Origin of the sequence: uncultured Fibrella sp., from assembly GCF_964250085.1 — a bacterium.
Taxonomy (GTDB): domain Bacteria; phylum Bacteroidota; class Bacteroidia; order Cytophagales; family Spirosomataceae; genus Fibrella.
This window is the reverse complement of record NZ_CAXUEC010000005.1, coordinates 398,159-413,079: the sequence shown is the minus strand read 5'-3', so window position 1 is coordinate 413,079 and position 14,921 is coordinate 398,159. Positions and strand designations below refer to the sequence as shown.

Below are 14,921 nucleotides of genomic sequence, written 5' to 3'. Positions count from 1 at the left end.
TGAGCCGGGGTGGTCTTCAGCAGCAGACCAAAGGCTACATCCAACTCATCCGAGATAGCAATAGTGTAACACTGAAATAACTGAAGGTCAAGGTTTAATGGCCAACGTGCCCCGCCCATCGAGACTTGTTTATGAGCGGAGCACGTTGGCCATTAAACCTTTAACCCTGAAACCTATTACTTTAAGTTCAATTCATCAACTACCCGTTGCACTTTCGCTTTTAGCGCGGCGTAGGTGTCGTCAAAAGCCTCCTTGTTTGGGAGCGGTTCGTTCACGCTCACGTAGAACTTGATCTTTGGCTCGGTACCCGATGGGCGGGCCGATACCTTCGTGCCATCGGCGGTGAAGATCTGAAGCACGTTCGACGATTCGATACCTAACGTACCTGACTCGATCTGCGTAGTCTGCCCAGAAGCCATGTCGAGCCGGGTCAGGGCGTCGTAATCATCCACGCGAACAACCGGCGATCCTGCGATTTCTTTGGGCGGATTGGCGCGGAAATCGGCCATCATCTGCTGAATTTCTTCGGCACCCGCTTTCCCTTTCTTCGTCAGCGAAACCAGCGCCTCGTAGTAAAAGCCCGTTTGCTGATACATTTCCATCAACAGATCGAACAGGCTTAAGCCCTTGTCTTTAGCGTCGGCGGTCAGTTCGGCAATCATGGTGCAGGAGGCAATGGCGTCTTTATCGCGCACAAAATCGCCGATCAGGTAACCGTAGCTTTCTTCGCCGCCACCAATAAACTGCTGCTTGCCTTCCAGTTCGCGGATGACCTGCGCAATGTATTTAAAGCCCGTCAGCGTGTTATAACACGTAACGCCGTACTGCTCACACAGTTTATCGATCAGGTCGGTGGTGACGATGGTCTTCGCAATGAACTCGTTCCCTGTTAGCTTGCCCGCATCTTTCCAGGCCCGGAGCAGGTAGAAAATGATGAGGCTGGCCATCTGGTTGCCGTTCAGCAACTCAAATTCGCCGTGGTGGTTTCGTGCCCCAGCACCCACGCGGTCGGCGTCGGGGTCAGTGGCGATGATCAGGTCAGCGTTCTGCGCCTGTGCCTGATCGAGGGCCATTTGCATGGCTGCCCGCTCTTCCGGGTTGGGCGATTTCACCGTCGGGAAATTGCCGTCGGGCTGGGCCTGCGCTTCCACCACGCTTACGTTGGTAAAGCCGAGTGCTTCCAGCGCACGGGGTACCAGCGTAATACCGGTTCCGTGAATTGGTGTGTACACGATGTTCAGGTCGGCCTGACGGGCAATCACGTCGGGGTTTACGGCGTTTGATTTTACCCGTTCGATATAAGGCGCGTCGATCTCCTCGTCGATGAGCTGAATCTTCGTCTCAACACCGTCGAACTTAATATCATCGACGCTCGAAATCGCGCTTACCTCATCGACAATATTTTTGTCATGCGGCGAAACAACCTGCGAGCCATCATTCCAGTACACTTTATAGCCGTTATATTCGGGCGGGTTGTGCGAGGCCGTAACCACCACGCCCCCCTGACAACCCAGTTGCCGAATGGCAAATGACAATTCGGGCGTTGGGCGAAGCGCCGAGAATAAATAGACTTTGATGTTGTTGGCCGAAAAAATATCAGCCGCAATCCGGGCAAACTCCGGGCTCATCCGGCGGCTATCATGCGCAATGGCTACGCTAATATCCTCACCGGCAAACGACTTGTTCAGGTAGTTGGCAAACCCCTGCGTAGCCGCGCCAACGGTGTAGCGATTCATGCGGTTCGACCCCACGCCGATCACCCCACGCAATCCACCCGTTCCAAACTCAAGGCTGCGGTAAAACGAGTCGGTCAGTTCGGTTGTGTTGCCACTATCGAGCAGGTGCTGGATGCTGGCTTTGGTATCGGCATCGTAAGAGCCATTGAGCCAGGTATCAACATTCTGTTGGGTCGTGGCGTCAAGTTGTTGCGTCGTCATATCACGTCTGAAAAGGTAAAAACTGGTTTTGTGAGGGCGAAGTTACGTTGTTGGTCAATGTACTGCAATGCATTGGATAACGTACCTGCGTTTCTCGCTATGAATTTTGATATACAGTAAAAAATTATTGTTTATCAATAAATATTTATTGTTGTTTGTTTAAAATTTACCTGTATGAAAAACATTCGACTTATCCGTTGGCTGTACCGTATCAGCAGTTTTCTCCTTTATCTGGAAGGTGCCTTTATTTTTCTGTCTTTTGTCGTCATTCCGCTGATGATTACCGGGCAGACTTATTCCTCGTCGCGCCGCCAGCAGGTTGAGTATGATACTACCTTGAGAACTGGCTCTAGCAGTGGTCACGGTTTTAGCATGGCCACTACCGACACGCAGGGGCAACTGATTAGCCAGGCCGAACGGCGAGATAGCGTTATCATTTATTACGGTGAAAACCAGCGGAAGATCTACCGCCTGCGCCTGGACAGCCTCAAACGGTTGTTACAGCCGAAAAAGAGCGATAATATACCTGTTGTGACTCATCAAAGGGCCGTCGCTTATCAACACAAACTAAACCGGCAGGTCGACTCTATCCAGGCTGTCGACCCAGGGACACGGATCGTCCGTATGCCCGACCGCTGGATCATACAGCCGGGCTGGTCTTCGGGCTTTGCCTGGTCAGTAACCATTCCGCTACAAGGTGAGGTTTGGCCCAAAGCCCGTTACCAGCCTCAACTACCTCAACAGTGGCAACGGATTCTCGCCTACAAGCCCTATACGTACCTGCAACAGAACCTGGATAAGCGGCTCCCTTTCGTGTTACGGGCATCTATCTTCCGCTGGTCTGATCTGAACTCGTTTATCTGGCCACTGCTGCTCATCAGTTCAGGCTGGGGTTTGTTTTATGTTGCCATGCTTATGCTGATGACCCACTGGTTCCGTGAGATATTTGCCGATCTGCTCAATGGGGAGTTTTTTGGCAAACGAATTGCCCAGCGGGTACAACAGAGCGGCTGGCTATTTATTGGTGGGTTCGTTCTGGAAAACGCGATCGACGTGTTTCAGCCCATTGTTGCACAACAGTACCTGAAAAAGCAGGGCTACCTATCATATGCTCAGTGGGTATGGAGCGGACCCGATCACTGGCTGTGGCTATGGGCGGGCTTAGTGTTGCTTGTCTTTGCTCAGATTTTCCGGTATGGCACGCAACTACAACAGGAAAACGAACTAACCATCTGATCATCATGCCTATAATTGTAAACGTTGATGTGATGATGGCGCGGCGCAAAATGTCGCTCACTGAACTCGCCGAAAAGGTTGACCTAACTCTGGCCAACCTGTCTATTCTGAAAACGGGGAAAGCCAAAGCCATCCGGTTCAGCACCCTCGAAGCACTTTGCCACGCCCTTGATTGTCAGCCCGGCGACCTGCTCGAATACGTACCTGACGCAATGAAAAAGCAACCTGTGGAAAGCGAGTGAGCGCGTGCGAATGCCTGGCAGCAGGGAAGCGGTTCGTCAGTTGATGGTCACCGGCATTGATCAGGCAACGCCCATGCGGCTTTTTCCTTCTTCCGAGATGGTCCTGGACCGGGTCATTGTCTTGATAAACGCAGCCCGCCGGAACCGCAACGCCGACCAGTCGGCGTTGACGGCCACCATGCGTACGGGCTCAAATCCGGCTGCTCCGAGCGATGCCCAGCCAGCATCGCGATTGAAGTCGCAGCGGTAATTTTTAGACGACTGCTTTGGATACACCATCCACACCACCGCGTCGCCCTCGGTACGGGTGGCCACCCAGGCGGCTACCTGCTCTACCTGCGCCAACGTTTGAACAAAAGCCATCACGAAGTCAGCCTTTAGCAGGTCTTCAGGCTGGGTAGCCACAGCGAGACGTTCCGTAAAGGCGGCCGTCAGGTCGCTCAATTCGGTAGGTACGTTCAGCAACAGGCCCTGTTGCTGATTAACGAGATTTAGCTTTTTGAGCAGCGAGTCCATTGAGACTGTAAAGGTGAATGTATGTTTATTGCCTGTTGATGTAGTGGAGTGCTGACGCCTTTGGCAGGGCTGTGTGTCAGCACTCCACTACATCAACAGGCAATCCAGGATTTACTACAAGTAACGCTCGGTAATGTGGCGGGCGCGTTCCTGCGTTTCGATCAGGAGCGGATGGCGGGGCGAGGTCAGGGCTTCTTCGAGGTCGGCAAGCGTATCCTTGAACAGGAAGTGGACCGGCACTTCGTAGTTTTCAACCTTCGATTTTAGATAGACCAGTTCCGGCCGGGTTTCAGCCAGGGCAGCGGCGGCGTTGTATTCCGATTTGCCCCGGTTCCACTCATCATCCGACGGACCGAAATGAATCACTTGTACTGGTAAGTCGGCCGTTTTGCGCGCAGCCAGTTTAGCATCGAGATCAGTCAGCATCTGTTTCAGTCGGTGCGTATCTTTTCCTGTCCGAATCCGTTCCCGCAGCGACTGCCGGATCAGGTACGTTAGCGAATCGCTCAGGTTCATGCCGATCTCGGCCATCTGCTTGAAAATCAGCGATGTTGGCGACATGCCCGGAATGGTGTTCGGGTCGTGAAACAGAATACGCTGCGCTTCTCCATTCGGTCCTTCGGGCGTCAGGAAGCCGTCGATGCGCGAGTACACGTTGATGCCCAGTTTCGTAAATAGCTGTTCGATACCAACCTGAATGGCCCGGTTGTTTTCCAAACTGGTGCCAACCGGAATCCGTTTCTTGGCGACGCTGTTCAGGTACTTGGTTTCGTAGTCGAATGCTTCGGCATTGTAAATTTCGGTGGGAGGGAGGGCCACCGCCAGGCCGTCGTCGTCCTGAATAACGCCGCATGAAAACTCCTGCCCGGTAATGAATTCTTCGAAAAGCAGCTCATCTTCGGCATTCACTGAGGCGAGCGTGAAAATTCGGTCAGCATCTTCATCGGCTTCGTCGTCCAGCTTTTCGATCAGATCGGCGGGGTGCATGGCATATTCACCCGTGTTCTCAATGATGAGCGGGTAGCCCACGGCCGAGCTTAGAGTCGCGGTTCGCTGCGCGTAGTCGTGCTTTGTCTGTTCGTCCATCGCCGCCCAATCGGCCAGATTAAGCGTAGTAGTAAAGAAGCATTGCCCCACGGCGCGCTGGAACATACTCAGGTCGTGTTCGCGCACAATGGCAACGCCGATCGACGAGCCCTGATGTGGTGCCTTAACCACGACCGGTAAACCGAGGTGATTCACTAAGGAGTCGAAAAAAGCTTCCTGATCAGCCTGCTTCCAGGCGTCGCGGGTGACTGTTGCCGTTTTCTTCTGTTGCCCGTTGACCAGGGCAATCAGGTTGTTTTGCAGGATCTTGTTGATGCCCAATCCTGAGCCCAGAATACCCGGTCCGGTATACGGCATCTTGTGCCACTCGAGCAGCCCCTGAATAGCTCCATCTTCGCAGTCGGGCCCATGCATGGCCAGAAACGCCATGTCGAAATAATCTTCAAACCAGTCGGGTTCAACCTGTTCGCCCGCAATGACGTCTTCCTCTTCCAACGATTCGTCATACACAGAGAAACCATCCTGTTCTGGCAAAGCAGCCCGAATAGAGGCGTTTTCCAGAAAGTCGGGTTCAACGATGTAAAACCGTCCCCAGCCGCTGACAAACACCAGTACAGGGTCGAACAGGGCTTTATTCAGGTTGGCCAGTGCGGTTCGCCCGCCGGCAAATGACACGTCGCGCTCCCGCGAGGGGCCACCAAAGAATATACCGATACGCATAAAAGAGTTGGTGTGTCCTCTGTTTTCCGTCTTCTGTTGCGCTGCATACTGGAAACAACGTACCTGAGCAGCGCAACAGAAGACGGAAAACAGAGGACTTTTAAACTTAAAGAAGTAGTCCCGCCAGGGTGGCAGACATGTAGCTGGCTAAGGTGCCGCAGATTAAGGCTTTGAAACCGAGTTTGGCCAGGTCTTTACGGCGGCTGGGCGCTAATTCACCAATACCGCCAATCTGGATGGCGATGGATGAAAAATTGGCAAATCCGCAAAGGGCGAAGCTGGTGATGGCAATCGTTTTTGGGTCCAGCGTTGGCTTGATTTTTACCAGTTCAATGTAGGCGACAAATTCATTGACCACCATTTTGGTGCCCATCAGCGCACCCGCCGCTTCAATATCTTTACCGGGAACGCCCATTGCCCAGGCAAATACCGAGAAAAGTTTACCAAGCAGGTAATTCAGGCTTAGGACCGGGAAACCGGCAAGGCTGCCTGCTTTGCCCAGCAGCATGTCGATCAGGGAGATCAGGGCGATAAAACCGATCAGCATGGCCACCACATTAAGCCCTACTTTCAGCCCTTCGCTGGCTCCGCTGGCAATGGCATCGACCAGGTTGGCGTGAACCTTTTTGATCTCGATGTTCACAACGCCCTGCGTGCTGGAAACTTCTGTTTCGGGGAAGACGATTTTTGAGATCACCAGCGCACCCGGTGCGGCCATAATACTGGCGGCCAGCAGATACGGAGCCGGAACGCCCAGCGAAATGTAAACCGCCAGAACGCCACCCGCAATACAGGCAAAACTACCCGCCATCGACGCCAGCAACTCCGAATTGGTCATCGTCGACAGGTACGGTTTAATCATGATCTGCGCCTCTACCTGCCCCACAAACGTACTGGCAACGTTGGAAAGCGCCTCGGCACCACTCACGCCCATCAGCCATTTCATCACCCGTGCCATCATCGCCACGATGCGCTGCATGATGCCCAGGTGGTAGAAGATATTGACCAGCACCGCGACAAAAATGATAGTTGGAATGACCTTAAAGAAGAAAATGAAGTCGTTGCCGTTACCAAACGCCCGGGAGAGTACATCCCGGTTTACCAGGGAGCCAAAAACGAATGCCGCCCCTTTGTCGGCGTTTTCCAGTGTCTTGTTTACCAGAAAGCCGAGGTAATTGAAGACGTTTTGCCCGAGATCGGTTTTAAGAACAAAAACAGCGAGGCCAAATTGAAGGGCCAGTCCTACACCTACTGTTCGATAATTAATGGCTTTACGGTTGTTCGACATCGCGAAGGCGATGCCCAAAATCAGGACAATCCCGAGTAATCCGGTGAAACGCTCCATGCGGTCAGGTACGGTGCAGAAAAATGGTTCTTACTGATGTTAGCGGACGAAGGTACGAAAAAACGCCCCTTTCCAGCCTCCCAGCTATTACCTTCGTGGCTGGAAACGGCGATAGCCGTCGGTTCCCTTTCGACTCACTAGTATGCAAACCAACGACATCACTCCTGAAGATATTGAAGATTTAACCCTTGCCGTGCTGTATCTGACTGCCTGGCGGCAGGAAGTAACCGACGAAAACGGGTATTCACTGGGTAAATCGCTTACCAACTGGAAAGGCCACAGCTTCGACTCGCTCGACGCCCTGGCCGCCAAGCACTATACAGACGGTAACCGCCGGAATAAATCGGTGCAGATTACGGAGGCAGGCGAAGCCCGCGCGCAGGAGATTCTGAAGCGCCTGCTCGGCAAAGAATTTACCGTCACCGCCGAACGGATGGTGTAAACTGTAACGCGGATTTCAGTCCGCATGCTCACTACTGGCATGCGGACTGAAATCCGCGTTATAGTACTACAACTGAGCTACATCCAGCGTGAAACCTACTAAGATAGATTCGCCTGACAGAGACTGAATAGTCTGATGCATACTAACATCGTGGCCAGCCTGATAGACATAAGCTGTTTTCTTCCCGGGGTCGATAAGCCAGCCTAATTGACAGCCGTTGGCCATCTAATCGCCCATTTTTTGCTGAGCATCGGCTAGTAGGTCGGAAGGGGAAAGGAGCTCAAGCACGAAATCGGGGCATAGCGGCACGAAACGGCGGCGTTCTTTGTCGGTCAGGGCCTCCCAGCGATCCTTGCGTACCCCTGCTACATCGGGGGACATCACTGACGTATCAGAGAGCCGAAAAGCCGTAGACGAATCGAAGAAATAGCCCCATTTCGACTGACGGTTCCAAAGGCCAAAATCAATGTTTAGCTCAAAATTCCGGTTGCCCGTTTCGCCGCCCGTTAAACTTATAAAGATGATATCACCGTTTTTACAGCGTTCAAAACGCAAATGTGGATTGCCCTGACAGAAACGGAAGAACTCATCATCGTTCATTCGCAGGTCTTCCGTGAAATGCACACGTACCGTTTCCATGAGGGCAATTTATCCGATTTTTGTCAAATCGTGGCGATCGTGCGTTCCGAGCCTTCGGTCATATCGGCAGGTACGTCGTCGGCGTCGGCGGGTATCTCAACGGTATCGTCGAAAAGACGGGCCTGCATGACATCGGCCTCGCTGATGTTGAAAAAGGCTACCTGCATATCAAATGGTTCAACACCTTCGGCCGTCTCGCACTTCAGGTACGTCCCATCTTCCTGCAATTCGTAGGCATTTACCGTATCGCGCAGGTTGTATTCCAGGATCATAATTGCCTGCTGACGTACCCGGACATCGGCCAGGTAGAACAGCGACTCGATCCGCCGGTCGAATGAACGGACCATTGCATCTGCGCTGCCGCCGTATATCTTTGGCTCACCAGCATTATGGAAATAGAACAAACGCGTGTGTTCCAGGTAGTTACCCACGATAGAACGAACCGTGATGTTTTCGCTGAGGTCTTTCCGCCCCGGTCGTAAACAGCATATGCCTCTGACGATCAATCGAATGGGTACGCCCGCTTTAGAAGCCGCATACAATTCATCAATCACCGTTTTGTCTTCTACCGAGTTGATCTTGATGCAGATACCACTCGGCAGTCCGCGCCGGGCAAGGTCAGCTTCGGCCCTAATCAGATCGATCAACTGGTTGCGCATGTCGCGCGGGGCGGTGATCAGGTATTGGTACCCGCTGGGTAACGAATGGCCGGTGATGACGTTGAAAAACTCGGATATGTCGCTGGTATACGTTTCATTGGTCGTTAGCAGGCCAATGTCGGTATACATCCGGGCGGTGTCTTCGTTGTAGTTGCCACTCGACAAATGCGCGTAACGAACTACCCGGCTACCTTCATTTCTGACCACCAGCAACAGTTTTGTGTGCGTCTTGAATCGGCTGATTCCGTAGATGACGAAGCAGCCCGCTTTTTGCAGTCGTTGCGCTTCGCGGATGTTATTCTCTTCGTCGAACCGCGCTTTTACTTCAAATAACACCGATACGTGTTTGCCATTTTCGGCGGCTTTCAGCAGCGCTTCCGTAATGCGTGACCGTTTGGCCAGTCGATACACGGTGAGTTTTATAGCCAGCACGTTCGGGTCTTCGGCGGCTTGCTCCAGCAGTTGCAGGACCGGCTCGAAGTTGTTGTACGGGTGATGCAGCAGAATATCACGTTCCCGAATGGCTTCAAAAATGTCGTTGATCTTGTCGCGCTCCAGGCCAACGGGGGGCACCGGTGGGAGCGGGGCAGGCATGTCGTTCTTAAATTCAGGATGCCGGATGATCTGCCACAGGCTGGTGAAGTCGATCAGCGACGTGGCTTCGAACAGGTTCGTATCGTCGATTTCCCAGCGTTTTTTCAGCAGGCTGATCATCCAGGCCGAGGCAGGCGATTCGATCTGACCGGCTTCGATTTCGACCCGCACTACGCGGCCTAACCGGCGATTTTTGATCTTCTGTTTGATCTCGTCCAGAAAATCAGCTTCCACATCGTCATTCTCTTCCAGCGTAAAATCACCATTTCGAGAGATACGGAACATGTTCACCGACGAAATTTCGACGTTGCGATACAGCTTGCTCAGGTGCTGACGGACAATTTCTTCGATGGGCAGAAACACGATGGCTTCGTCGCGCTCGAAGGTCATGAACCGGGGCAGATTGGCCGGAATCTGTACGAACGAAAGCCGGTGATTATCACTGTCATCGTCGGGCGTCAGGTCACGGAAATCACCGGTGGGGGTGAATGTTACTACGCCGAAGATGAGGACCTTGGCCAGCAGCACCGGGAACGTATGGGTATAGTCATACAACATCGGAGTCAGCGTCGGGAAAATCGTCCGGTCGAAGTAGCTGGCCGCGTGTGCTTTTTCGTCTTCGGTCAGATCGGAATAGTTGGCCAGCGCCAGGCCATTTTCGGCAAACAGCGGCAAGAGCTGTTCGGTAAATACCGTCTGCTGGTCGAGATTGAACTGCTGCATGGCCCGAAACAGGGCTTTCTTGAACGGCCCTTCGCGTAGTCCTGAGTAGTCGACCCGCTCTTTATGGTAATCCAGATAATTGTACAGGCTACCCACCCGGATGCTGAAAAATTCATCGGCATTCGAGTCCGTGATGGCCAAAAACTTGAGCCGTTCCATCAGCGTCCGATTCGGGTTCCGCGCCTGATCGAGCACGCGCTCATTGAACTTCAGCCAGCTCAAATCGCGGCTGATATAATCGCTTTGTTCAATTAATGTGCTGACACGCTCAGCCGACTTCGCCGGGCTCAGGTTGCTGCCGGGGTCAGATGCAACCGGGCGGCTGGTGAGGCGGGAGACTAGGTGGCCGATCAGGTTACGGCCGCGTTGTGGTTGGTCGGAATTACGCATAAATCAATAGAAAAGGTAGTCGGTGCAAAAATAGGCTAAACAGGCAACGTACGAATCTGATAATTTCGTCACCTTGTGCCTGTTACCTTTTTGTTACGTAACAAAAAACCGGGCCTTTCGACCCGGTTTTTTTGCTAAACGTCTACTTTGGCGTATTTCGCATTTCGTTCGATAAAGTCACGGCGGGGTGGCACTTCATCGCCCATCAGCATCGAGAACACATGGTCGGCGTCGGCGGCTGATTCGATGGTTACTCGTTTCAGGCTGCGCGAGGTAGGGTCCATTGTGGTTTCCCAGAGTTGTTCGGCGTTCATCTCGCCTAATCCCTTGTATCGCTGAATGTTCACGGCTTCTTCGCGGCCACTACCAGCCAGTTCGCGCACGGCCGTTTCGCGTTGGGCCTCTGTCCAGCAATAGCGTTGCTCTTTGCCTTTCTTCACCAGGTAAAAAGGTGGTTGAGCAATGTACAGATACCCATTCTCGATCAGGGCGCGCATGTTACGGAAGAACAACGTGAGCAGCAGCGTCCTGATGTGGCTTCCGTCAACGTCGGCATCGGTCATAATAATGATCTTATGGTACCGAAGCTTTTCGAGGTTCATCTCGGTTTCGCCCGTTTCTTTATTCTTTTCCAGACGTACCCCAAGGGCCGTCCAGATGTTCTTGATCTCTTCGTTTTCGTAGATCTTATGCTCCATGGCTTTCTCCACGTTCAGGATCTTACCCCGAAGTGGCAGAATGGCCTGATAAGCCCGGTTGCGGCCCTGCTTGGCCGAACCACCGGCCGAGTCACCTTCCACCAGATACAGTTCGCACACCCGTGGATCAGTATCCGAACAGTCGGCTAGTTTACCCGGTAGACCCATGCCGCCCATGAAGTCTTTCCGGTCGGTCATGATGCGCGAGTAGGCCAGGTCAGCGGCAATACGAGCCTGGGCCGAGATCAACACTTTCCGAACAATGGCCTGCGCGATCTTGGGGTTTTCTTCGAGCCACATTTCCAGTGTCTCGCCCACCGCCTGACTCACCGCACTTACCACATCCTGGTTGCCCAGTTTGCCTTTGGTCTGGCCCTCAAACTGGGGCTCCTGTACTTTCACCGAGATCACGGCGGTCAGACCCTTACGGAAGTCTCCGCCTTCAAATTTAACCTTGCTTGAGTTCTTCGGAATCAGCCCCGGGTTCTTCTCCAGGTATCGGCCAAATACCCGCGTAATGGCCGAGCGAAAGCCCTGTACGTGGGTACCGCCTTCGTGGGTGTTGATGTTGTTCACATACGACTGTACGTTCTCGCCCGCTTCCATATTATAGAGCATGGCTACCTGTACGGGCGTCGTGTATTTTTCGTTCTCGATGTAGATCGGTGCCATGTTATCGAGCGACTGCCGGGACTCATCGAGGTATTTTACAAACTCGCTCAGGCCTCCCTGCGAATGGAAGTCAGCCGTAAACAGCGGGTTACCCTGCTCATCAAGTTCGCGCAGATCGGTCAGCGAGATGCGGATGCCTTTATTCAGGTAGGCCAATTCGCGCAGACGACCCGCCACGGTATCAAACCGATACACTGTGGTTTCGGTGAAGATGGATTCGTCGGGCTTAAAATGAACGGTCGTTCCGGTATCCGTCGCAGTGCCAATCTCGCGCACTTCGTACTGCGGCTTGCCAATGTTGTAGGTTTGGTCATAGGCTTTGCCATCGCGGTGTACTTCCACGCGAAGCATCGTCGACAGGGCATTTACGCAGGATACACCCACGCCATGCAGACCGCCCGATACTTTGTAGGTGTCTTTGTCGAATTTACCACCGGCGTGAAGCACGGTCATTACTACTTCGAGCGAGTTACGGCCGGTTTGTTTGTTAAAACCAACCGGAATACCCCGGCCATTATCTCTAACTGTAATTGAATTATCGGGGTTGATGGTGACCTGGATGGTGTCGCAGTAACCAGCCATAGCCTCATCGATGGAGTTATCGACAACCTCCCAAATAAGGTGGTGCAGGCCTTTAACGCCTACGTCGCCGATGTACATTGCCGGGCGTTTCCGAACGGCCTCAAGGCCTTCGAGTACCTGGATGTTATCGGAACCATACTGGCCATTGGGATTGGCAACTTCTTCCTCCATTTCGGTGTCAACAGCGTCGTTTGTCATGCGGTATTTGAATGTGTTTGTAGCGAAAAAGCGGGTCCCGGTAAAGCCGAAAACGGGCATTTTGCCTGCCTGTATCTAGCTTGTAAAAATACAAAAAATATAGATCATTTCCCAGCGAAATATCAAGCTATGTCTTCCTAAAGTGAAGTTTTTCATGGAACGTAAACCGTTCGTTCGGCAGACGTAACTAGAGGGTCTAAATTGGCCTGTTTACGTCCCGTCTGCACAAGAGACTAACGAATGCCGAAAAGCCTGTGTTGCGTATAGGGGCTGTTCCACAACGTACCTGCATGAAAAAAGCGAACCGGTTTCCCTGTTCGCTTTTCTACGTTACGTATTGTTTTTACCAACCAAACGTTGCCAGAATAACGCTTGGACAGGCTTCCTTTATTGTAAGATGTCCTGTTCGTAAATGCCCTATATCAGCTACGTTACCAGCCCTGATTTTGAGTTAGTGTTTTGTTGATATCCCGTTCTCGCTGAGGAATGGGAAACAGATTATTACGGTCGATGTAGGTACGTTGCTCCCGTTTGAATCGCAGCGCATCACCCGCCGTATAATTCGGGATATCATTCAGATCGGTTTCGCTGCCGGGTGCGCCAAAAGATGGAACCGGAGCCGGTTGAGCGCGGGTCTTCGAAGCACCATATACCAGGGTATTCATGCTCAGCTTGCCGGTGTTCCAGCGGCGCATATCAAACAGGTGAATGCCCTCGTTGGCCAGTTCAACCACTTTTTCGCGCCGAATCAACTGCCTCATTTTCTGTTGATTCGTGCTGATGGCCGGATCAACGTTGGGCATGCCAGCCCGTTTCCTGACGGCATTCATGGCGGCCAGCACCGACGCATCGATCTGGTTCTGCTCAATTTTCGCCTCGGCATACGTCAGCAGAATTTCAGCGTAGCGCATGTACGTAAAACCGGTTTTGGCCGTGAACATATCCTGCGCATCATCCAGCGTGAATTTGGCCCAAAGCAAGCCCACACCGTTCAGAACGGGGCCAAAGGCGTTGGTCAGGTCTACATTGGTGCCCGATGCATACGTACCTGTGTTGAAATTGAACACGGGCGTAGTGGCATCGTACACATTGAAAACCGCCCGGCGACGGGTGCTACTGGCCGTGGCGGTAATGGTATCGCCATCGATAGAAACGGTAAATTTCAGGCGTGGATCGCGCTTTTCGCGGGGCCGGGCCGGGTTATAAATCGTCGATTCGTCAATGCGTTTACCGTCGATCGTTTCAAACTTATCGACCAGTGCCTGCAACGGAAAACGCCCCGATTGACCCGACAGGGTGCGTGACCCCTGCCCCAGCGCGATGTAGGATACGGGAAAAGCCGCGTCGGTGGGCAGCACCAGTTCAAACATAATTTCGCGCCCCGCATTCGCCTGTTGCCCAGCCAGCGTAAACAGCGCGGAGAAGTTCGGATTCAGTCCATAATACGCGCCATCTATCACCTTCTTGGCCGCATCGGCGGCGACCTGATACCGGCCAAGCAGCAACGCTATTTTCGACTGTAACCCGAGCGCCACGCCCCGGTTTACGCGCCCCCGCTCGCGGGATGCCCAATCGAGTTTGGCAGCGGCATCGTCAAGGTCGGTCAGCAGAAAATCGGCAATCTTACTACGCTCCGTCCGGGCAAGGGTATAGAACTGGTCGGTAGTGAGTGGATCGGTATAAAACGGCACGTCGCCGTAGAGGCCCATAAGGTGATAATAGGCCCAGGCCCGCAGCACCTTAGCCTCGCCCTGAAGGCGATTGTAGGTGGCCACAGGTACGTTCGCTTTATTGCGTTCGATGCCCTGAATCACCACGTTGGCGCGGGCGACGGTCTGGTACATAAAGCCCCAGTAACTCACTACCGAGCCGTTGGTAGCGTCGAAACTTCCCGATGCGATGCTGCCCGTTCGCTCCAGGCCAATGTCCGTATAGAGGTCGTAGAAAACCTGGACAGGTACGTTGCCAACGACCCAATAGTTGACGTTGTATACCCCCGTGAGAGCCAGATTCATTTCGGCTTCGTTATTGAAATAAGTAGCCGCCGCCGGTGTGTCAAGTGGTTGTTTGTCAAGGTATTCCTGGCAGCCCGTCAAACCCAGCAGGGCAGAGAAGGCAGCGATAATGAGTGTCTTTTTCATATGTGTGTGACCCCTCATCCCCAGCCCCTCTCTCATGTTGGGAGAGGGGAGCCGCTTTAGCGTAGCTATGCGTTTCAGCGAAGCTGCTGTAGTGCGACTCCCTTCTCCCGAAGGGGGAGAGGGGTGGGGGTGAGGGGTAT

Annotated in this window: 11 protein-coding genes; 3 read left to right on the top strand and 8 right to left on the bottom strand. The window is 53.1% G+C overall.

The features are described 5' to 3' along the window. Positions 1–176 precede the first annotated feature (176 nt). Entirely contained in the window at positions 177–1,937 is a 1,761-nt protein-coding gene (locus ACFE8Q_RS18550; protein WP_375446922.1) for a phospho-sugar mutase, read from the bottom strand. Positions 1,938–2,111: 174 nt separating this feature from the next. Between ACFE8Q_RS18550 and ACFE8Q_RS18545 the strand changes: the two genes are divergently transcribed. After that, positions 2,112–3,173, top strand: a complete 1,062-nt coding sequence (locus tag ACFE8Q_RS18545) for a DUF2975 domain-containing protein (protein WP_375446921.1) — start codon at positions 2,112–2,114, stop codon at positions 3,171–3,173. A 5-nt stretch (positions 3,174–3,178) separates the two neighbouring features. After that, positions 3,179–3,415, top strand: coding sequence for a helix-turn-helix domain-containing protein (locus tag ACFE8Q_RS18540; protein ID WP_375446920.1), 237 nt, complete (start codon positions 3,179–3,181; stop codon positions 3,413–3,415). A 60-nt stretch (positions 3,416–3,475) separates the two neighbouring features. Here the strand turns inward: ACFE8Q_RS18540 and ACFE8Q_RS18535 are convergent, their stop codons facing one another. The 3 genes from ACFE8Q_RS18535 to ACFE8Q_RS18525 form a co-directional block, all read right to left on the bottom strand. Beyond that, the gene (locus ACFE8Q_RS18535) at positions 3,476–3,931 is read right to left on the bottom strand and encodes a hypothetical protein (protein WP_375446919.1); all 456 of its coding nucleotides are present in this window, start codon (positions 3,929–3,931) and stop codon (positions 3,476–3,478) included. Between the two features lie 114 nt (positions 3,932–4,045). Next, the gene (locus ACFE8Q_RS18530; protein ID WP_375446918.1) at positions 4,046–5,698 is read right to left on the bottom strand and encodes a D-alanine--D-alanine ligase; all 1,653 of its coding nucleotides are present in this window, start codon (positions 5,696–5,698) and stop codon (positions 4,046–4,048) included. 106 nt (positions 5,699–5,804) lie between these two features. After that, entirely contained in the window at positions 5,805–7,043 is a 1,239-nt protein-coding gene (locus tag ACFE8Q_RS18525) for a NupC/NupG family nucleoside CNT transporter (protein ID WP_375446917.1), read from the bottom strand. Positions 7,044–7,185: 142 nt separating this feature from the next. On the opposite strand from ACFE8Q_RS18525, the gene ACFE8Q_RS18520 reads away from it, so the two are divergent. Next, entirely contained in the window at positions 7,186–7,485 is a 300-nt protein-coding gene (locus ACFE8Q_RS18520; protein WP_375446916.1) for a DUF6429 family protein, read from the top strand. Between the two features lie 225 nt (positions 7,486–7,710). Here ACFE8Q_RS18520 and ACFE8Q_RS18515 read toward each other — a convergent pair whose 3' ends face one another. The 4 genes from ACFE8Q_RS18515 to ACFE8Q_RS18500 form a co-directional block, all read right to left on the bottom strand. After that, positions 7,711–8,124, bottom strand: a complete 414-nt coding sequence (locus ACFE8Q_RS18515) for a Uma2 family endonuclease (protein WP_375446915.1) — start codon at positions 8,122–8,124, stop codon at positions 7,711–7,713. Positions 8,125–8,147: 23 nt separating this feature from the next. Then, positions 8,148–10,490 carry a polyphosphate kinase 1 gene (gene ppk1, locus ACFE8Q_RS18510; protein WP_375446914.1) on the bottom strand — a complete coding sequence of 781 codons (2,343 nt, stop codon included), beginning with the start codon at positions 10,488–10,490 and terminating at the stop codon, positions 8,148–8,150. A 134-nt stretch (positions 10,491–10,624) separates the two neighbouring features. After that, on the bottom strand, positions 10,625–12,640 hold the full coding sequence (gyrB, locus tag ACFE8Q_RS18505) for a DNA topoisomerase (ATP-hydrolyzing) subunit B (RefSeq protein WP_375446913.1): 2,016 nt from the start codon (positions 12,638–12,640) through the stop codon (positions 10,625–10,627). A 431-nt stretch (positions 12,641–13,071) separates the two neighbouring features. Then, on the bottom strand, positions 13,072–14,781 hold the full coding sequence (locus ACFE8Q_RS18500) for a RagB/SusD family nutrient uptake outer membrane protein (RefSeq protein ID WP_375446912.1): 1,710 nt from the start codon (positions 14,779–14,781) through the stop codon (positions 13,072–13,074). Positions 14,782–14,921: the final 140 nt, after the last annotated feature.

Coding starts and splice junctions, on each gene's coding strand:
- gyrB (WP_375446913.1), bottom strand. CDS start 12,640: ATGACAAACGACGCTGTTGACACCGAAATGGAGGAAGAAGTTGCCAAT.
- ACFE8Q_RS18540 (WP_375446920.1), top strand. CDS start 3,179: ATGCCTATAATTGTAAACGTTGATGTGATGATGGCGCGGCGCAAAATG.
- ACFE8Q_RS18525 (WP_375446917.1), bottom strand. CDS start 7,043: ATGGAGCGTTTCACCGGATTACTCGGGATTGTCCTGATTTTGGGCATC.
- ACFE8Q_RS18550 (WP_375446922.1), bottom strand. CDS start 1,937: ATGACGACGCAACAACTTGACGCCACGACCCAACAGAATGTTGATACC.
- ACFE8Q_RS18545 (WP_375446921.1), top strand. CDS start 2,112: ATGAAAAACATTCGACTTATCCGTTGGCTGTACCGTATCAGCAGTTTT.
- ACFE8Q_RS18520 (WP_375446916.1), top strand. CDS start 7,186: ATGCAAACCAACGACATCACTCCTGAAGATATTGAAGATTTAACCCTT.
- ppk1 (WP_375446914.1), bottom strand. CDS start 10,490: ATGCGTAATTCCGACCAACCACAACGCGGCCGTAACCTGATCGGCCAC.
- ACFE8Q_RS18500 (WP_375446912.1), bottom strand. CDS start 14,781: ATGAAAAAGACACTCATTATCGCTGCCTTCTCTGCCCTGCTGGGTTTG.
- ACFE8Q_RS18515 (WP_375446915.1), bottom strand. CDS start 8,124: ATGGAAACGGTACGTGTGCATTTCACGGAAGACCTGCGAATGAACGAT.
- ACFE8Q_RS18535 (WP_375446919.1), bottom strand. CDS start 3,931: ATGGACTCGCTGCTCAAAAAGCTAAATCTCGTTAATCAGCAACAGGGC.
- ACFE8Q_RS18530 (WP_375446918.1), bottom strand. CDS start 5,698: ATGCGTATCGGTATATTCTTTGGTGGCCCCTCGCGGGAGCGCGACGTG.